The sequence below is a fragment of the Aeromonas sp. SE22 genome (assembly GCF_038739755.1).
Lineage (GTDB): Bacteria > Pseudomonadota > Gammaproteobacteria > Enterobacterales > Aeromonadaceae > Aeromonas > Aeromonas jandaei.
Genome location: NZ_JBCGFD010000002.1, coordinates 65,032 through 82,383, shown reverse-complemented (window position 1 = coordinate 82,383; position 17,352 = coordinate 65,032). Strand labels below are relative to the sequence as shown.

General features: G+C 61.9%; 17 protein-coding genes. 3 read left to right on the top strand and 14 right to left on the bottom strand.

Annotation, left to right across the window (positions count from 1 at the left end):
* Positions 1-20: 20 nt before the first annotated feature.
* The 3 genes from AAHA39_RS04200 to AAHA39_RS04190 form a co-directional block, all read right to left on the bottom strand.
* Positions 21-317: a winged helix-turn-helix domain-containing protein gene (locus AAHA39_RS04200; protein ID WP_005337957.1), complete on the bottom strand. Its 297-nt coding sequence runs from the start codon at positions 315-317 to the stop codon at positions 21-23.
* Positions 314-844 carry a DUF1523 family protein gene (locus tag AAHA39_RS04195; protein WP_041208367.1) on the bottom strand — a complete coding sequence of 177 codons (531 nt, stop codon included), beginning with the start codon at positions 842-844 and terminating at the stop codon, positions 314-316. The genes AAHA39_RS04200 and AAHA39_RS04195 overlap by 4 nt, the downstream gene beginning before the upstream one ends.
* A 328-nt stretch (positions 845-1,172) precedes the next feature.
* Positions 1,173-2,795, bottom strand: a complete 1,623-nt coding sequence (locus AAHA39_RS04190; RefSeq protein WP_263084177.1) for a methyl-accepting chemotaxis protein — start codon at positions 2,793-2,795, stop codon at positions 1,173-1,175.
* A 219-nt stretch (positions 2,796-3,014) separates the two neighbouring features.
* Here AAHA39_RS04190 and AAHA39_RS04185 point away from each other — a divergent pair, with 219 nt between their 5' ends.
* Positions 3,015-3,647, top strand: coding sequence for a LysE family translocator (locus AAHA39_RS04185; RefSeq protein WP_320657075.1), 633 nt, complete (start codon positions 3,015-3,017; stop codon positions 3,645-3,647).
* A gap of 70 nt (positions 3,648-3,717) precedes the next feature.
* On the opposite strand, the gene AAHA39_RS04180 is transcribed toward AAHA39_RS04185, so the two are convergent.
* The 8 genes from AAHA39_RS04180 to AAHA39_RS04145 all read right to left on the bottom strand — a co-directional run bounded on the left by AAHA39_RS04180 (position 3,718) and on the right by AAHA39_RS04145 (position 10,985).
* On the bottom strand, positions 3,718-4,926 hold the full coding sequence (locus AAHA39_RS04180; protein ID WP_320657074.1) for a cation:proton antiporter: 1,209 nt from the start codon (positions 4,924-4,926) through the stop codon (positions 3,718-3,720).
* Between the two features lie 29 nt (positions 4,927-4,955).
* The gene (locus AAHA39_RS04175; RefSeq protein ID WP_320657073.1) at positions 4,956-6,059 is read right to left on the bottom strand and encodes a beta-N-acetylglucosaminidase domain-containing protein; all 1,104 of its coding nucleotides are present in this window, start codon (positions 6,057-6,059) and stop codon (positions 4,956-4,958) included.
* Positions 6,060-6,104: 45 nt separating this feature from the next.
* Positions 6,105-7,832 (bottom strand): potassium/proton antiporter, encoded by a 1,728-nt coding sequence (locus AAHA39_RS04170; RefSeq protein ID WP_320657072.1) that lies wholly within the window; start codon positions 7,830-7,832, stop codon positions 6,105-6,107.
* Between the two features lie 267 nt (positions 7,833-8,099).
* Positions 8,100-8,246, bottom strand: coding sequence for a hypothetical protein (locus AAHA39_RS04165; protein ID WP_104015276.1), 147 nt, complete (start codon positions 8,244-8,246; stop codon positions 8,100-8,102).
* Positions 8,243-8,947 (bottom strand): M15 family metallopeptidase, encoded by a 705-nt coding sequence (locus AAHA39_RS04160; protein WP_320657071.1) that lies wholly within the window; start codon positions 8,945-8,947, stop codon positions 8,243-8,245. Before AAHA39_RS04160 ends, AAHA39_RS04165 begins: the two co-directional genes overlap by 4 nt.
* Entirely contained in the window at positions 8,944-10,071 is a 1,128-nt protein-coding gene (gene dapE / locus AAHA39_RS04155; protein ID WP_320657070.1) for a succinyl-diaminopimelate desuccinylase, read from the bottom strand. Before dapE ends, AAHA39_RS04160 begins: the two co-directional genes overlap by 4 nt.
* Before the next feature lie 19 nt (positions 10,072-10,090).
* Positions 10,091-10,441, bottom strand: a complete 351-nt coding sequence (locus AAHA39_RS04150; protein WP_041208377.1) for an ArsC family reductase — start codon at positions 10,439-10,441, stop codon at positions 10,091-10,093.
* Positions 10,442-10,670: 229 nt separating this feature from the next.
* On the bottom strand, positions 10,671-10,985 hold the full coding sequence (locus tag AAHA39_RS04145) for a hypothetical protein (RefSeq protein ID WP_033112827.1): 315 nt from the start codon (positions 10,983-10,985) through the stop codon (positions 10,671-10,673).
* A 284-nt stretch (positions 10,986-11,269) separates the two neighbouring features.
* On the opposite strand from AAHA39_RS04145, the gene dcuC reads away from it, so the two are divergent.
* Together dcuC and AAHA39_RS04135 are read left to right on the top strand one after the other, a co-directional pair.
* Positions 11,270-12,646: a C4-dicarboxylate transporter DcuC gene (dcuC, locus tag AAHA39_RS04140; RefSeq protein ID WP_320657069.1), complete on the top strand. Its 1,377-nt coding sequence runs from the start codon at positions 11,270-11,272 to the stop codon at positions 12,644-12,646.
* 139 nt (positions 12,647-12,785) lie between these two features.
* On the top strand, positions 12,786-13,925 hold the full coding sequence (locus tag AAHA39_RS04135; RefSeq protein WP_320657068.1) for a M20 family metallopeptidase: 1,140 nt from the start codon (positions 12,786-12,788) through the stop codon (positions 13,923-13,925).
* 101 nt (positions 13,926-14,026) lie between these two features.
* Here the strand turns inward: AAHA39_RS04135 and AAHA39_RS04130 are convergent, their stop codons facing one another.
* The 3 genes from AAHA39_RS04130 to AAHA39_RS04120 all read right to left on the bottom strand — a co-directional run bounded on the left by AAHA39_RS04130 (position 14,027) and on the right by AAHA39_RS04120 (position 17,291).
* Positions 14,027-14,683, bottom strand: coding sequence for a Dph6-related ATP pyrophosphatase (locus AAHA39_RS04130; RefSeq protein ID WP_342689996.1), 657 nt, complete (start codon positions 14,681-14,683; stop codon positions 14,027-14,029).
* A gap of 135 nt (positions 14,684-14,818) precedes the next feature.
* Positions 14,819-16,162: an anaerobic C4-dicarboxylate transporter gene (locus tag AAHA39_RS04125; RefSeq protein WP_041208381.1), complete on the bottom strand. Its 1,344-nt coding sequence runs from the start codon at positions 16,160-16,162 to the stop codon at positions 14,819-14,821.
* Between the two features lie 388 nt (positions 16,163-16,550).
* On the bottom strand, positions 16,551-17,291 hold the full coding sequence (locus tag AAHA39_RS04120) for a substrate-binding periplasmic protein (protein WP_320657393.1): 741 nt from the start codon (positions 17,289-17,291) through the stop codon (positions 16,551-16,553).
* Positions 17,292-17,352: the final 61 nt, after the last annotated feature.

Genomic DNA, 17,352 nt, shown 5'->3' with positions numbered 1-17,352 from the left:
CTTGTTGCTCAGCGCCCGGATCAGGGGTAGCTCAGCGTCTCCTTGATAAGAGGCAGCTGGGCCTTGATCCATGCCGGATTGATGGGTCCCCAGTCGCTGATGCGGTAGTGCCCCTGCAGGTGGCGAGCCCCCTCGGTCTGCTCGAAGGCGCAACTGATATCGAGTTCGGCCAGCGCCGTCAGGGTATCTTGCGCGGTGCGACGCGGCATGCCGGTCGCCTCCATGATGGCGGGCACCGTATCCGTGCCCTGGCTGATAAGCCAGGCCACGTAGAGGCGACGGTAGAAGCTGGTGCGGGTCTTGCTCGGCTCGCTCATAGCTCGTCCTCGAGACGATCGAAGTAGCGCCAGGTTGCGATGGCGGCTTTGCCCATCACCAGTGCCCAGAGGCCGAACCAGAACCAGCGGAAGAAGCTCCAGGTGGAGGCGTCAGGCTCGGTGCTCTCAATCTTGGTGACGTTGGGGAACATGGAGAACATGTTGATGCGCCAGCCGTAGGAGGTGATGATGGCGAGCCGTTTTTCAAACTCCATCGACTTGGCCTTGGCCTGTACGTCGGCGGCGTTGAACTTGAAGTAGAAGGGCCAGCCCCACTCGGTATCCTCGTTGCGGAACACCCGGATCTTCTCGCCGGGACGCTCGGTGTAGATGTAGTAGACATCGGTAGTCGGGCCGTCAGCCGGGTTCTTCTGGCTGATGGGGCCATCCTTGTCGGTGCGCTTCACCTCCACCCCGGTAATGGTGGCGATGGTGTGCTCCGGCAGGTAGTAGTCGAGCCAGGTGGCGGAAACGAGGGCAATGAGCCCCAGGGCGATAAAAGCGGGTTTCTTGAATCTCAGGCTCATGATGATCTCACGTGAGGGGGAGTGACGTGCCTCTACCATACTCACATTTGCCCCCACAGCCCAGCCCCTTATGGCACCAACTGCCAAAAAATGGCGTTTAAAACAACTGCCTCCTGCACCACGCTTCGTGGTTAAACCTGTCGCAATGCGTTGTTCGGACGGTTACCGGAGGAGGGGAAAACGTGTTGATTGACACTGTATGGAGGCGTAAGGGGAGTGTGTGAAGGGATATGTGGCCGAATAAATAAAGCCCCTTATTTATAAAATAAGGGGCTTTATTGCTATCCAGAGGCCTGCGCAGGCCTCTTTTTATCTTTCAGGCCGCGTGTCAGAGCTGGAAGTGAGAGAGCTGCTTGCGCTGCTGCTCGGCCAGCTCCGACAGTTCGTGGCTGGCGCTGGCGCTCTGGCTGATACCAGCTGAGCTCTGGCTCACGATCTCGTGGATGTTGGTGATGTTGCGGTTGATGTCGGCAGTGACGCAGGACTGCTCCTCGGCGGCGGTGGCCACCTGGGCGTTGGCATCGTTGATCTGGCGTACCGCCCCCGTGATACCGCTCAGCAGATCCTGTACCTGCGCGGAGAGGCGCTGGTTGTTCTCGAGGATCTCCAGCGTCTCCTGAACCCCCTGATTGGCGGATTGGGACTGGCTCTGCAACTGCTCGATGATGGCCTGGATCTCCTTGGTGGAGGCCTGGGTTCGGGCTGCCAGCATCCGCACCTCGTCGGCGACGACGGCAAAACCGCGCCCGGTTTCGCCGGCACGGGCCGCCTCGATGGCCGCGTTGAGAGCCAGCAGGTTGGTCTGCTCGGAGATCCCCTGAATCACTTCAATCACCTTGCCGATCTGCTCGGACTGGGTCTTGAGGCGAGCGACGATGGCGGCGGCATCTTCCAGACTGCCTGCCATCCGGCTGTTGGCAGCAATGCTCTCGCCAAACAGGGCGAGCCCCTGCTCAACCCGGCTGTTGGCATCGCGGGCCAGCTCGTCGGCCACGGCGGCGTTGTGGTTGACGTTGTCGGCCGTGCTGGAGAGCTCGGTCACCGCGGAGGCGACCTGCTCAATCTCGCCGCGCTGCTGCTGAGCGTTGGCTTCAGCCTGGGTCATCACCGCGGCCAGCTCGGTGGCGGCGGAGGCGACGTTGTTGCTGATGCCGGTCAGGGTTTCGATGGTGCTGCCAAGCTGCCCCAGAGTGAGGTTGATATCCTTGGCCAGTTGGGCCAGCTCGTTGTCACCCTCGACCCTGGCGCGGACGTTGAAGCGACCCTGCGCGACGGCGTGCATCACGCTCTGCAGCTGGCCGATGGGGCTGACGATACGGCCGGAGAGCCACCAGCCACACAGCAGTGCAGCCAGCAGGGCGACGGCCGTGAGCAGCAGGGTGCGCAGCAGGGTGGCATGGTAGTGGGCCTGCTCCTGCGCCAGCTCGCTCTGGGTCAGCTGGTTGATGTGGGCCGACATGGTGTCGATCTCTTTGATGAGCTGTTCCCCCAGTTCGCGGAACTGGAGGCGGGCGGCCTCATACGCCGCGGCATCGCCACCCCCCTGATGCTTTTGGGTCAGCAGCGGCAGCATGTTGTTGCGGGTGTGGCCAAGATAGGCCTGCAGGGCAGCCGCCACCTGACGGTTATCCTGCTCAGCGCCCGGGATCACCAGACGGCCGAGGATGGTGGTGATCTCCTGCTCGGCACTGTTGAGGTTGGCGGGCAGGGCGGCAAACTGGGCCGCGTCGTAGAGACCGTAGATGGCGCTGGTGCGCAGCCGGTAGGTGGCGTGGATCAGCTTGGCAATGTCGTCCTTGTTGCGCACCACGCTCTGGGTCGTCTCATCTATGTCACTAATGGCTTCGTCCAGCCCCTGTTTGCTGATGGCAATCATCACCATCATCAGCAGACTGGCCAGCAGCAGCGGTATCAGTACCTGAATTCTTATTGATAGATTATTCAATGACATATGAGACGTAACCCCGAAAATGAAGGAGGCGCTATCTTACACAGCCGCGACAGGGGGTGTCACAGCCTTTTCTTGCTGAAATATGTTGAAAGCAAAGGTTTTTTCTTGTCTGAAAAGCGCAGGATGGGCAAGATGACAGGCTTGCTCAAATAACATTCCGGCGCCGTTTACCGCTGCCAGATCCTCGTTTGCTACCCTGTTTTGCCATGGAGGTTTGTCGTGTCCAGCTGGATTGATCCGGCCATTCTGGCGCTCTTTATCCCCACCTTCTTTTTTGTCTCCGTCACCCCGGGCATGTGCATGACCCTGGCGATGACGCTGGGGATGAGTCTTGGCGTGCGCCGCACCCTGCACATGATGTGGGGGGAGCTGATCGGCGTCGGGTTGGTATCGGTGCTCTCGGTGATCGGGGTGGCGGCCATCATGCTCAACTACCCGGCTATCTTCGCCGCCTTCAAATATGTGGGTGGTGCCTATCTCATCTGGCTCGGCATCCAGATGTGGCAGGCCAAGGGGAAGATGGCCATTCCGGCCGATCTCGCGGCCGGGCAGCAGAGCAGCCCCATGGGGCTGGCGCTGCAGGGCTTTGTCACCGCCATCGCCAACCCCAAGGGGTGGGCCTTCATGATCTCCCTGCTGCCTCCTTTTATCTCGGCCAGCCGACCGATGGCGCCGCAGATCACCGCGCTGGTGGCGCTGATTTTGGTCATCGAGTTCTCCTGCCTGCTGCTTTACGCCAGCGGCGGCCGTACTCTGCGCCACTTCCTTGCCAAGAGCGGCAACGTCACCCTGATGAACCGCATCGCCGGTACCCTGATGCTGGGAGTAGGGGTCTGGCTGGCGATCGGGTAAGGGCCGTCAGCGGCACACGCCACCAAAGAAAAATGCCACCGCGAGGTGGCATTTTTTATGGGCGAGTAGCTCAGCGGGGCTTGAAACGCTCGACCCAGGGGTTGGCGGTGAGGCCGTGCAGGATGACGCTCAATATGATGGTGCAGAGCACGGTGGCGATGATGGGGCGCTGGCCGATAAGGGCCGGCTCGTTTTGCAGCACCATCACCGCAAAGACGATGCTGGCAAGGCCCCGCGGCCCGAACCAGCCGATAAAGAGCTTGAGCTCCGGCTTGAGGCCGGTACCGATGAGGCTCAGCCAGACCGGCACCATCCGCAGCAGGGTGAGGCTGGCGGCGGCATAGAGCCAGAACTGCCAGTGCAGCAGCTCCGGCAGGATGGGCATCAGGGTGGCGCCAAACACCATCCAGATCACCACCGAGAGCAGATCGCCATACCCCTCGCAGCTATCCATATAGGCGTGCTTGTGCTCGCCAAGGCGCCGTCCCATCAGCAGGCCACCGACGAAGGCCGCAATAAAACCGCTGCCACCGAGAGTCTGGGCCAGCGCAAAGCAGAGCAGGGCCAGCCCGGGCATGGTGAGCTGACGCCAGAGCGGCAGTTGCCAGCCGTTGAGATAGGAGACTTTCAGCAGCCGGACGGTGAGGGCGGTCAGCACGAAGGCGACCAAAAGACCGATACCGATCTCCTCCAGCATCAGGGTGATGGCCAGCGCTGCGGTGCCGGTGTGTTCCTCGGTGGGGGCGATAAGAGCGAGCAGCAGGAGCAATACGGGCACGCAGATGCCGTCATTGAGGCCACTCTCCTGATTAAGCCCTTCGCGCACCGGTGCCGGTACCGCCGGGTTGCTCACCACCGCCTTGCCGAGCGCCGCATCGGTCGGGGCGAGAATGGTGGAGAGGATCGCCATCTCCAGCAGTGGCAGGTCAGGGAAGAGCCAGTGACCAAACAGAGCGCCACAGAGCAGAGTGAGGGGGAGGCCGATCAGCAGCAGCCGGATGGGGAGCTGGCGGTTGGCCAGCAGCACCTGCCAGTTGGTGTTGGCGGCATCGTTGAACAACACGATAACCAGAGTCAGCTCTGCCAGCAGCTTGATGCCGGCGCTGTCGATGGAGAGGGAGAGCAACTCCAGCCCTCCCGGCCCCAGCAGCCAGCCGGTCAGCAGAAAGAGCAGGGGGCCGTTGACCAGTTTTGACTCGAAACGCCCCGCGATCAGGCTGTAGAGCAGTAAAAAGGCGGCGATCACCGCCAGATTCTGGTAAAGCAGGTGTGCATCCATACAACCTCCTTCCAGCCCCACGGGGCGGTTTAATCGGTCAGGCAGTCCGGGTCGAACACATACTCGCCCTCCAGCCAGCGCACGATTTCATCGACGCAAGCCTGATCGCGAAACGGCAGGTAGCGCGTCTTGAGGGCGGCAATCTGCTCGGGAGTGAGCCGGGCCAGCCCCAGATCCTGAAACAGCGGCAGGTCGGCCTCAATCATCGCCGAGATCTGCGGGCCGCAGGTGGCGTTGAGGGAGGCGTGCAGCGCCTTGTCGGGATCATACTGCTTGCCGAGCTTGTAGCTCATCGGCAAGGTTGCGAGTGGCAGGGCGGAGAGTGCCGCCTGCTTCATCGGGTTGACCGCATGGCCGGAGAGCAGCTCCGCCAGCTCGGCGGTGCGGTTCTCGAAGGCACGCAGATAGAGATAGCTGCTTGCCTTGCTGCCATCGTTGACCGGGTAGTTGTCCCACAGGAAGGGCTTGCGGCCGAGCAGCTCGGTCACCTGCTTGAGGTGTACCGCAGGATACTCGGTCGAGCAGACCTTGGGGCCGGTCCAGAAGATCTCGAAGCGGCGGTCTAGCTGTTCGCCAATCTCCTCCAGATAGCGCGGTGGCATTGCACCGAACACCTTCTCCAGCACCGGATCGGTCGAGTAGTAGCTGGGGCAGAAGATGAGGCGGCTCGCCTTGCTGTGGGCCGCAATGTCGTGGGCGATGGTGAGCTGGTGTCGGGCCAGATCCGGGGTATCCCCCTTCATGTCGTCAAACAGCACTGCCAGAATGTCGGGTTGCAGCACTTCATCGATGAGGCGCACCTTCTCGAGCAGCGCCGGGCGCTTGCGCTCATAGTCGTGATGCGCCCCCATGGGGCTCAAGCCCACCCCGAAGGCTAGGCCGTTGGCGCGGCACTGGCGCGCCAGTTCGGAGAGATCCGCCAGCTGCAGCTCGGGCCAGGGGAGGGCCCAGTGCTTGCGTAGATAGCCATCCTCTTTCGGGGCGTAGATATAGAAGCCGTAGCCGTGGCGTGGCAGCCACTGGGCGTAGCGGGCACGGGCCTGCCAGCTCCATCCCTTGCCAAAAAAGCCCTCGATCACCCCCAGATTGGCAGAGGGGGGCAGCAGACCGGACTGCAAACTCTGATATGGCATAACTCTTCTCCCTTCTTGCTGGGGGACTTGATACGGGCCGGTCGTCTAGACCGGATCCTCTTCCTGAAAACGAACCCCGATCTTGACGGGAATGCTCTCATCCATTTCGGCCACGGTCCAGATCATGCCCTGCCACTCGATGTTGTCACCGACTACCAGATTATCGCCAAGCTGGCTGGCAATAAAATCGCCCAGTGTCTGATCCGCCACCTCGCTCACATCCAGCCCGTAGATAGGGGCGAGATCCACCAGTCGCGCCGCGGCATCCAGCTGGAAGTCACCGAAGAAGCGCGGGCCAAGATCCTGCTCCGGCGCCTGGCTAAAGAGCTGGCCAAGGGCGGGCAGATCGCGCTCATGGCCGATGACGCAGAGGATATCGTCCGCCTGCAGGCAGGTACTGCCCGAGGGGTGGAGCAGCTCGCGGCCACGAAACAGGGCGCTGACCCGGGTGCCCGCAGGCATGCGCAGATCCCGCAGCGGCGAGCCGATGCACCACTTCTCTTCCCCCAGCTGGTAGACGAAGGTCTCCCATTGGCTGTCGAGATCGATCTCGAGCCCCGAGCGGTTGATGGGGGACGGCGGTGCCGGTACTTCCACCCGCGCCAGTTTTGAGGCCAGCGGCAGCGAGCTGCCCTGCAAAATCAGCGAGACCAGCACCACGAAGAAGGCGACGTTGAAGTAGAGCTGGGCGTTGGGCAGTCCCGCCATCATGGGGAACACCGCCAGAATGATGGGCACCGCGCCGCGCAGGCCAACCCAGGAGATAAACCAGCGTTCGCGCGGAGCGAAGTTCTTGAACGGCAGCAGCCCGATCCAGACCGAGATGGGGCGGGCAAACAGGATCATCCACATCGCCAGCGCCAGCGCCGGCAGGGCGATGGGCAGCAGCTTGTGGGGCGAGGCGAGCAGCCCCAGCACCAGAAACATGCCGATCTGGCTGAGCCAGGTCAGGCCGTCCAGCACCGACAAGGTGGTGCTGCGACTGCGCAGGGAGAGGTTGCCGAGCAAGAGACCTGTGAGATAGATGGCGAGGATGCCGCTGCCACCGACCGCCGTGGTGAGGGCAAAGATGAGCAGGCCGCCGCTCACGGTGAGCAGCGGATAGAGCCCCGGTGCCAGGCGGGCGGTGTTGATGAGTCGCCACAGCAGCCAGCCACCGGCAAGGCCGATCCCGGCACCAAGGCCGAACTGTTTGATGAGCTGCAGCAGCAGAAAACCGGCGTTGAGATCCTGCTGGCTGCTGGCCAGCACCTCGATCAGGGTGACGGTGAGAAAGACCGCCATGGGGTCGTTGCTGCCCGACTCGATCTCCAGCGTCGCGCTCACCCGCTCGTTGAGGCTGCGCCCGCCGAGCAGGGAGAAGACCGCCGCCGCATCGGTGGAGCCGACGATGGCGCCGATCAGCATCCCCTGCATCAGGTTGAGGTCAAACAGCCAGGCGGCGGCGAGTCCCGTCAGGCCGGTCGTAATGGCTACCCCGACCGTCGCCAGCGACAGGGCTGGCCAGAGCGCCACCCGGAATGAGGAGACCCGGGTGCGCATGCCGCCGTCGAGCAGGATGATGGCGAGCGCCAGGTTGCCCACCAGATAGGCGATGGAGTAGTCGGCAAAGTGGATGCCGCCGGGGCCATCTTCCCCCGCCAGCATACCGACGGCGAGGAAGATGACCAGAATGGGAATACCGAGACGGGAAGAGAGCGCACTTAGCAGGACACTGGCTCCAACCAACAGGGCACCGACAAAAAAGAAACTGTTGATGGTCACTGCATCCAAGGGCGAACTCCTTTCTGACTAACGGAAAAGTAGGCACATTATATGCAGTTAAGACCCCCTTGTGTGGTTTAATCGTGCATTAATTTGCATCTTTTGACATTTTTTCACCACTCGCGCGCCATCTTCTGACCCCGCAGAGTGGGTGAGAGGGGATGTTGGCAGTGATGGTCAGATGGAAACCTGACGCCGGGGGAGTAGAGGCAAGGGGAGAAGATAAACAGCAGAAAAAGAGAAGGGAGCACACTGGTGCTCCCCGGATGGCACGACTCAGTCGTCGTCATCGTCCTTCACTTCACGGATCTTGTCCTTGTATTTGGGCAACTGCTTCTCCAGCCGTTTCATGTCTTTGATGGCGTTGAGAAACAGCCCGAGCAGAAAGAGCAGTGGCAGCCCTATCCAGAGCCAGAGATTCATGTGCTACTCCTTTCATCGCAGGGCAATTCAGTGGATGGCAAGGTGACATAACGGGCCAGGATCTTGTCCAGATTGGTCAGAATGGTCGCCTTGCCTTCAATATCCGCCTGTTGCAGGCAAAGTGCCAGCGCCGCCGGGTCGAGCTGCTGCTCGCCCGCTTCGGGGGCGAAGCTGATGTGCCACGGCTCGTAGGAGACGCCGCTGCCTGCGCCGACCGGTTTGGCATAGGGCAGGAAGAAACCGAAATCCCCCATATGGTCGGTGAGCCACCCGCTCAAGTCGGCAAACCAGCCCCCGGCTTCATACTCCCAGGGTTCCAGCGCCAGTTTGGTGTCGGCGGGCAGGCAGTCCGGGTCGTAGATGTCGAGATCGGTGCCCCAGTGGTGGCGACTGGTGCCGGGCAGGGCGCTCCAGCGCAGGATGGCGTGCAGCCGCTCTATCTCGCTCAGTTGCAGGGCATCGATGGGCTGGCAGTTGGCATCGAGCAGCGGCCGCTCGCCGCGCCACTTGCCATTCCAGATGGCGAGCTGGCGATCAAAACCGCGCCAGCTGGACGCCGGTTGCAGGTTGAAACCGGCGTGGGCGGCCGCCACCTGCATGTCGTTGAAGGAGGCCGCCGCAGCCGGGGTCAGGCGGTGGGGGCCGCGCCCCACCACAATAAGGTGGCTCTCGTCGAGCCCCATCAGCTGTTCCTGCGTCATGCCAGCAGTCGCTCCAGCACCCCTTGGTACATGTCGGCCAGCAGATCCAGATCGTCCGCCTTCACGCACTCGTTCACCTTGTGGATGGTGGCGTTGACCGGGCCGAGTTCGATCACTTCGGCGCCGGTGGGGGCGATAAAGCGCCCGTCCGAGGTGCCGCCGGTGGTGAGCAGGGCTGGCTGCTGGCCATTGACCGCCTCGATGGCAGAGACTGCCGCCGCCAGCAGTTTGCCGGTGTCGGTGAGGAACGGCTGGCCGGAGAGGGTCCAGTTCAGCTGGTAATCGAGACCGTGTCTATCCAGCAGCGCCTCGACCCGCTCGCGGATATCCAGGTCGGTCAGTTGGGTACTGAAGCGGAAGTTGAACTGGACGTGCAGTTCACCGGGAATGACGTTGGAGGCGCCGGTGCCCGCCTGAATGTTGGCAATCTGGAAGCTGGTGGGGGGGAAGTAGGCGTTGCCCTCATCCCACACGGTGGCGGCAAGTTCAGCCAGCGCTGGCGCTGCTTTATGAATGGGGTTGTCCGCCAGATGGGGGTAGGCGACATGGCCCTGCACCCCGCGCACCAGCAGATCGCCGGTGATGGAGCCGCGGCGGCCATTTTTCACCACATCCCCGACCACGGCGGTGGAGGAGGGCTCGCCGACGATGCACCAGGTGATCTTCTCGTTGCGCGCTTCCAGGGTATCGATCACCCGGGTGGTGCCATTGATAAAGGGTCCCTCCTCATCGGAAGTGATAAGAAAGGCGATCGACCCGGTGTGATCCGGATGCTCGGCCACAAAGCGCTCGACCGCCACCACCATGGCAGCCAGCGAGCCCTTCATGTCGGCGGCGCCACGGCCGTAGAGCACGCCATCCCTGATGGCCGGCTCGAACGGCGGGGTGTGCCATTTGTCCAGCGGTCCGGCGGGCACCACGTCGGTGTGACCGGCAAAGCAGAACAGCGGCCCCTCGCTGCCGCGACGGGCCCAGAGGTTGGTGGTGTCTTCAAATACCATGGGCTCGATAACAAAACCGAGTTGGGCGAGGCGCTCCGCCATCAGGGTCTGGCACCCTTCATCCAGCGGGGTAACGGAGGGGCGGCGGATCAGATCCTTGGCCAGTGCGATGACATCCGACATCAGTTGTCCTTAGTTGTCCTTAACGGGAGAAGAGGGATTGGTAGTGATCGGCCTTGAAACCCAGGGTCAGCTCGCCGTCACGATCCAGCAGCGGGCGCTTGATCATCGCCGGGTGCTCCAGCAGCAGGGCGCGCGCCTTGGCGGTGTCGAGCCCCTGTTTGGCCTCATCCGGCAGGGCGCGGAAGGTGGTGCCGCGGCTGTTGAGCAGCGCTTCCCAGCCGAGCTTGGCCAGCCAGCGGTCGAGATCGTCCGGGCTCAGGCCATCGGCGCGATGGTCGTGAAAGCGGTAGTCGATGCCGGCCTCATCCAGCCACTTGCGGGCTTTCTTGATGGTGTCGCAGTTCTTGATGCCATAGAGGGTGGTGGCCATGGGGAGTCCTTCTCTTGTGGGCGCTGGCCGTGGCCGCGCCCGAAAATCCGAATCAACAGAGTGCAAGGGCCCGATTCTGGCATTGTGGCGATCCCATGGCAACGCTGATGGCACCGTCGGGAGGGTCGAGAGGAGGAAACGCGGGGAGCCAGATAGCCAGAACGCGCCGGGTGGCGCGCTCTGGAGAGGCAGAAGAGTGTATCTTCTGTGCTGCCGGGGGCAGCCGGGATCAGTGCAGCGGATGCCAGGGGTGATCAAAAACCCGGGCGCGCTCCCAGGGGGCGTCGGGCAGACTGGAGGAGAGGCCGCTGTATTTGCCCACATCGTCCACCACGATGGCGGAGAGGATTGGCAGGTGGTTTTCGGTGCAGTACATGCGAACGCGCTGCAGCAGGGTGCGCAGTTCGTCCTGACGCTGCTCCAGTCCGGCCAGTTTGGCCAGTTTGGAGTAACGAATGGTGGTGCGTTCCTTTGCAGACTCGACGAGGATATCCCACAGCTGATAATCGCAGGTCGAGACACCTGCGGTGGCTTGGTTTGTCATAACTCTCTCCGGCGCGAAATGGTCGCTCTTGTCGATGCGCATCTTGGCCGCTTCGGGGGCGTCTTATGTTGATCCAACGCAAAAAAGAGGGGAGTCGCGTTACACAATTCCCGATTAAACCGTGTAAAACGGTTCTCGGTAGTGTGAATGATGAAAAAGTGTTACCTGCTCGACATATTATGCTGTCTGATGACGGTGATGGCCCCTTTATTGATGGGGATCAAAGGCAAGTTCTGGTCAGATCACTAGATTTCGCTCTTCGATAAATTTATCAGGAGTGAATATTGGAACTCGTCTTCGTCTTGCTCGTACTGGTGGCCGTGGTCTACGGCATCATCAAGGATTACAACCCGCAGGCGGTGCTGGCATTGGCCGGTATGGCCATTTTCACCCTGGCCTACTGGCTGGGATTGCACCCCATTCTGCCCGCTGACAAGAGCACCGGCTTCGCCCTGTTCGATCTGTTCGAAGTGTTCAAGGGGATCTTCTCCTACCGTGCGGCGGGCCTCGGCCTCACCATCATGGCGGTGGCCGGCTTTGCTACCTACATGTCCCATATCGGTGCCTCCCAGGCGCTGGTGCGGGTGGCGGTCAAACCGGTGGCAGGCATTCAGTCCAGCTACCTGATGCTCTCCATCTGCTATCTGGTGGCGGTCTTTGTCTCCCTGTTCGTCACATCCGCCACCGGCCTTGGTCTGCTGTTGATGGTCACCATGTATCCGGTGATGCGCAATCTCGGGATCAGCCCGGCCTCCGCCTGTGGCGTCATCGCCACCTCCCAGGCGTTCGAGATTGGCCCGACCCAGACCAACGCCATCTTCTCCGCCGGCCAATCCGGCATGGATCCGACCAGCTATTTCGTTGACTACCAGATCTGGCTGGTGGCTCCCATGCTGCTGGTGACCATGGTGCTGCACTTCTTCTGGCAGCGGCACTGTGACCGCAAGGATGGCTGGGATCCGGCCCGGCATCGCGGCGAACACGCCGAGCTGGACGAGAAGGGCACCGACGCGGTAGCGGCGCCCACCTGGTATGCCCTGCTGCCCATCATCCCCTTCGTGCTGATGATGACCTTCTCCAAACTGCTGGTGACCACCATCAGCGTCAGCGTGGAAGTGGCCATGCTGCTGTCGGTCTTTATCGGCATGTTGTGCGAGCTGCTGCGGACCCGCTCGGTGCGCACCGCCTTCGCCGGGCTCTCCAGCTTCCTCGACGGCATGGGCAAGGTGTTTGGCCCGGTAGTGGCGCTGATCGTCTGTGCCGAGCTGTTTGCCGAATCCCTCAAAGCCATCGGCGCCATCGATACCCTGCTGCACTCAGCCAGCAATGCCGGTATCGGCAGCGGCCTGATGACCCTGGTGATGGTGGGCCTCATCATGGTGGCAGCGGTGATCATGGGCTCCGGCAACGCGGCGTTCCTCAGCTTCTCGACCCTGGCACCTGCCGTGGCAGCCAAGTTCGGCGTACCTGCTGTGACCATGCTGCTGCCGATGCAGCTCGCCTCCAGTATCGGCCGCACCGTATCCCCGATTGCGGCGGTGCTGATCGCCTGTGCGGGCATCGCCAAGGTCTCCCCCTTCGTGGTGGTCAAGCGCACCTGCGTGCCCATGGCAGGGGCGCTGGTGACGGCGCTGACCCTCAACTATCTGCTGTTCATGTAAAAGCTGTGGTTTACAGGGCGGTCGGCCACCCGGTTCGGGCTGGTCGACCGCTGTTGGCAAGGCGGGTGTGACAGCCCGCCGTTCCGCATTGTTGCAAAAACAATCTGATTTTTTCGCAGATTGTTTCATGGAGAAGATAATGACCAACCTCACGCGCCCGTTTTCCCTCGATACCTATCTGGCCGATCTGGCCCCGCTCATCAACCTCGATTGCGGCACCCGCACCCCGGCCGGGGTGGCCAAAGTGGCCGACATCATGACCGAGAAGTATGAGGCTATCGGCTGGCAGGTGACTCGTCACCAGTTCGCCGCCGAGTGTGGCCCCTGCCTCGAGGCAACCAATGCCCCGGGGGCCGATCACTACGACGTGATGCTGGTGGGCCACATGGACACCGTCTTCCCCGAGGGGACGGCGGCCAAGCGCCCGCTCAAGATTGAAGGCAATCAGGCCTTTGGCCCGGGCGTCTCGGACATGAAGAGCGGCCTGCTCTCCACTTGGTATGCCCTGAAAGAGATGGATCCGGCGCAGCTGGCCAGGCTCAGGGTGCTGGTCTGCTGCAACTGCGACGAGGAGATTGGCTCCCCCTGGTCCAAAGATTGGCTGGTGGAAAAAGCCAGGCAGAGCGGCTGCGTGCTGGTGGCCGAAGCGGCGCGCCCGAGCGGCGATCTCATCAGCGCCCGCAAGGGCAATGCCAAGTACCGTATTACTTTCCACGGCAAGGCCTCCCACGCCGGTTCGGCGCTGACCGAAGGGGTTTCTGCCATCACCGAACTCGCTCATTGGGTGCTGGCCATCAATGAGCAGGTCAATATGGAGACCGGCACCACCATGAACGTCGGCGTGGTACAGGGCGGCACCGGCGTCAACGTGGTGCCCGACTATGCCGAGGCGATCGTCGATCTGCGCTTCTGGAGCAACGAAGAGGCGGCAGCGGTGCACGAGCGGCTCACCTTTATGGCCAACAACCCCTTCCTTGCGGGCTGTCGGGTCGAGGTGGATCGCCAGACCTTCAAGCCTGCGATGCGCCCGAGTGGCGACACCGAGGCCGTGATGGCGCTGGTGGAGGCGGCAGCCAAGGAGGAGGGGATCACCTTCAACTGGCTGGAGGCCGGTGGCGGCTCGGATGCCAACTTTACCGCAGCGGCGGGTGTGCCATCGCTGGATGGCTTCGGCCCCATGGGCGGTGGTTTCCACTCGGAGGCGGAGTTCCTGCTGCTCGATAGCATCGAGCCGCGCATCCGCCTGCTGCAGCGGGTGCTGGGCAAGCTGGCCAAATAGGTCGGCGTCAAAGACAAGCAAAACGGGAGGCCATCGCCTCCCGTTTTTTTATCTGCCGTACCTGCGAAGATTCATCCCGCAGAGCAGTTTTTCTTGCACCCTCAACCCTCATCCTCCAGCAGATAGGCAAGCTGTTCCTGACGGGCAAGCTGCCAGTGGCCGAGCACCAGCGGCGCCGCAAAGCCCGGGCCGTCGGTCACCATGGTGTGGTACTCCCCCTGCTCGCCGCAGGCGTCAAAGCCCTGGCTTGTCGCCAGCTGCTGCAACTCGGCGAGGGTGGCCGCATCCAGCGTGCGTCCCACCCACTCGGAGGCCAACACTTTGGTATCGACGCAGGAGAGGTGGGCGACGATGCCGCGCGCCAGCAGATCCGCCAGCTGCGCCTCGCGGGAGAGTTGCCAGAGCGGCGTATGCACGGTGAGACCAAGCGGGCGGCAGCGCTCGCGGATCCAGTTAGGCGCACCACCCACGCTGTCGATATCGCCGGTGACTACCCCATCGAGTTGCCACTCCTCCTTAAGCTTGGCCAGCGCCCGCTCATAACCGAGATCGAACGGCGCCTCTATGGTGACCAGCAGATGGGGGAGCGCGAGGGCCGCCGCCTGCCGACGTACTTGCGACAGGGGATGGGCCAGAAAGCGGGGGGCAGGGGGGGCAAAGGTAGCCAGTGCCACCACCTGATGGCCCGCTTCACGGGCATGGCAGAGGGCCTGCATGGCATCCTTGCCGCCGCTCCAGAGTACGATGACGCGAGACATGGGGAAGATTCCGCAAAGAAAAGAGGGGCCATGCTACCCAGAGTGCGGGCGGTTGGCAAAGCAGTATGGTGTGCGCCACAAAAGCACAGGCCCCCGTGCGGGGGCCTGTGGCAGTGATTGAACAGCGAGCGCCGGTCAGAGCAGGATGCTGGTCAGGATAAAGCCCAGCGAGCAGGAGGTCACCACACCGATCAGCCCCGGAATGATGAAGCTGTGGTTGATGATGAACTTGCCGATGCGGGTGGTGCCGGAGCGGTCAAAGCCGATACAGGCCAGGTCGCTCGGGTAGGTCGGCAGCACGAAGTAGCCGTAGCTCGCCGGCAGGAAGGCGATCAGCAGCTTCGGCTCCACGCCCAGCGCCAGACCCATGGGGGCGATGGCGGTGAGGGCGGCGGCCTGGCTGTTTACCAGCTTGGAGATGAGGAACAGCACCAGGGCGTAGGTCCAGGGCTGGGCCTGTACCACGTGGGCCAGGGTCTCTTTGAGCAGCGGCATGTGAGCCTGGAAGAAGGTTTCGCTCATCCAGGCAACCCCGAATACGGAGAAGATGGCGACCATGCCCGCCTTGAAGACGGCGCCGTTGGCGATCTCGCCCGGCTTGACCTTGCAGCGCATCAGGATGATGGCACCGGCGATCAGCATCATCATCTGGATCACCAGGTTCATGGAGAGCGGGCCAGTCTTGTCCTTGATGGTGAAGACGGGACGCAGCGCCTCATCGGCACCCAGCAGTACCACGGCAGCGATGGCGGCGAAGAAGATCCAGGTAGACCAGTAGGCCTCTTTCGGGAACTTGGTGTTGAGCAGGGTCTCGCCACCACCGTAGATGAAGGCGCGCTGCTCCGGATCCTGGATCTTGGCCTGGAACTCCTCGTCCTTGTCCAGATCCTTGCCGCGGCGCAGGCTCCACAGGGCCGCCACGATGACACCTGTCAGGGAGGAGGGGATGGCGACCATCAGGATGTCGAGCAGACCATAGGCCTGACCGATACCGTGGCCGGCCGCCAGAATGGAGACCATGGAGACCACGGCAACCGATACTGGCGAGGCGCAGATGGCCATCTGGGAGGCAACGGAGGCGACAGCCATCGGGCGCTCGGGACGGATGTTCTTCTGCAGCGCGATGTCGGCGATGATGGGGAACATGGTGTAGACCACGTGGCCGGTACCGCACAGGAAGGTGAGGGTCCAGGTGGTGAGCGGTGCCAGGATAGTGATGTATTGCGGGTGACGGCGCAGCAGACGCTCGGCTACCTGCATCATCAGGTTGAGACCGCCGGCGGTCTGCAGGGTGGCGGCGCAACCGATCACCGCCAGAATGGTCAGCATTACCTGCACCGGCGGTTCGCCCGGCACCAGACCGAAAACGAAGGTCAGCAGGAAGAGACCGATACCACTGATGAGACCAAGCCCCATGCCACCAAAGCGGGTACCGAGCAGCAAGCAGCCGAGTACCACCAAAAATTCCATCAAGATCATTCCATTACCTCGTGTGATTCAACCCATGTTGCCGCGGGTAGCCTGAACCATGAATTGTCATTGTCTGTTTTTAATTAGCCCAAAAGGGTTAGTTATTATTTTGCTCCCCTGCAAAAGTGAAAAAATTGAGTTACTTCAATAACTCGATGAATTTTTGATTAAACCACTTAAAAACCACCTAATAACAAATCCATCATTTTTTCATCCGGTTGCCATCCCTTAAGCAGGGGCATCTTGCCCGATGGGATGGTGCAAAAGCATGGAGGAAGGGAGACAAATGAAAACTTGTTGCGGACGGTTGACAGGAGGACAAGAGGGGTAAAAAGGGGGCTCTTCGGATGTTTTTTTCGGCAGTGGCGGCCTTTTGCCGCTCATTCCGAAAGAGTCCTTATTTATCGGCCAGATAGCGGCGCTGGTACTCCTCGCTCAGTTTCTGGATATCGAGTCTGGCCAGTGCCTTGTCCACCCGCTGCTGCAGCGCCTGCTGATCGGGGCGGAACATGATGTGCAGGCTCTTGTGCTCGAGGATCTTCGGATTGAACTGGAGCTGCTCGGGATGGAGCTTGTCATCGTGGTGGATCAGCCAATAGAAGACATCCCGGTCGATGACGGCGAGGTCGAGCCGGTCGCGCTGCAGCTTGCGCAGGTTGAGGTGATCGCCATCCACGGCAAAGGTGTGGAGCTGCTGGCTCGCCATCATGGCGTCAAATTCCCTGGTGTTGACGTAGCCCGCCACCACGCCGATCCGGTAGGGCACCAGATCCTCAAGCTGTTGCCAGGGGATGGGCTTGCCCGCCTTCTGCGCCAGCCCCAGCACGCTGTCCCCCACGCTGGCGGATATGCGCCACTTGTCGCTCTGGTTGTCGGCCAGGTATTCGGGGAAGTAGCCGATATAGCCGTGGGCCGGATCGGAGGCGAGCCACACAGTCCGCTGCCAGGAGAAAAAATCGAACTCCACCTCCAGCCCCGCCTCGGCAAAGACGCGCTTGACGATATGACCGGTGAGGCCGCCATCGGGCAGGCTCTGGGTGGTAAACGGGGGCCACTCCAGCGTGGTCAGACGGACGGTTTCGGCCATTAGCCGCAGGGGAGAGAGCAGTAACAGTAACAGAAGCAGGCGATATCCCATGGGCTACAGATCCCTTGTGCCGATTGATCCTGAGTATCGCCATAAAGCGGGCAATAAAAAA

Excerpts from the sequence above, each read along its gene's own strand:
- AAHA39_RS04200 (WP_005337957.1), bottom strand. The coding sequence starts at position 317 with ATGAGCGAGCCGAGCAAGACCCGCACCAGCTTCTACCGTCGCCTCTAC.
- AAHA39_RS04195 (WP_041208367.1), bottom strand. The coding sequence starts at position 844 with ATGAGCCTGAGATTCAAGAAACCCGCTTTTATCGCCCTGGGGCTCATT.
- AAHA39_RS04190 (WP_263084177.1), bottom strand. The coding sequence starts at position 2,795 with ATGTCATTGAATAATCTATCAATAAGAATTCAGGTACTGATACCGCTG.
- AAHA39_RS04180 (WP_320657074.1), bottom strand. The coding sequence starts at position 4,926 with ATGGATGCACACCTGCTTTACCAGAATCTGGCGGTGATCGCCGCCTTT.
- AAHA39_RS04175 (WP_320657073.1), bottom strand. The coding sequence starts at position 6,059 with ATGCCATATCAGAGTTTGCAGTCCGGTCTGCTGCCCCCCTCTGCCAAT.
- AAHA39_RS04165 (WP_104015276.1), bottom strand. The coding sequence starts at position 8,246 with ATGAATCTCTGGCTCTGGATAGGGCTGCCACTGCTCTTTCTGCTCGGG.
- AAHA39_RS04160 (WP_320657071.1), bottom strand. The coding sequence starts at position 8,947 with ATGACGCAGGAACAGCTGATGGGGCTCGACGAGAGCCACCTTATTGTG.
- dapE (WP_320657070.1), bottom strand. The coding sequence starts at position 10,071 with ATGTCGGATGTCATCGCACTGGCCAAGGATCTGATCCGCCGCCCCTCC.
- AAHA39_RS04150 (WP_041208377.1), bottom strand. The coding sequence starts at position 10,441 with ATGGCCACCACCCTCTATGGCATCAAGAACTGCGACACCATCAAGAAA.
- AAHA39_RS04145 (WP_033112827.1), bottom strand. The coding sequence starts at position 10,985 with ATGACAAACCAAGCCACCGCAGGTGTCTCGACCTGCGATTATCAGCTG.
- AAHA39_RS04135 (WP_320657068.1), top strand. The coding sequence starts at position 12,786 with ATGACCAACCTCACGCGCCCGTTTTCCCTCGATACCTATCTGGCCGAT.
- AAHA39_RS04130 (WP_342689996.1), bottom strand. The coding sequence starts at position 14,683 with ATGTCTCGCGTCATCGTACTCTGGAGCGGCGGCAAGGATGCCATGCAG.
- AAHA39_RS04125 (WP_041208381.1), bottom strand. The coding sequence starts at position 16,162 with ATGATCTTGATGGAATTTTTGGTGGTACTCGGCTGCTTGCTGCTCGGT.
- AAHA39_RS04120 (WP_320657393.1), bottom strand. The coding sequence starts at position 17,291 with ATGGGATATCGCCTGCTTCTGTTACTGTTACTGCTCTCTCCCCTGCGG.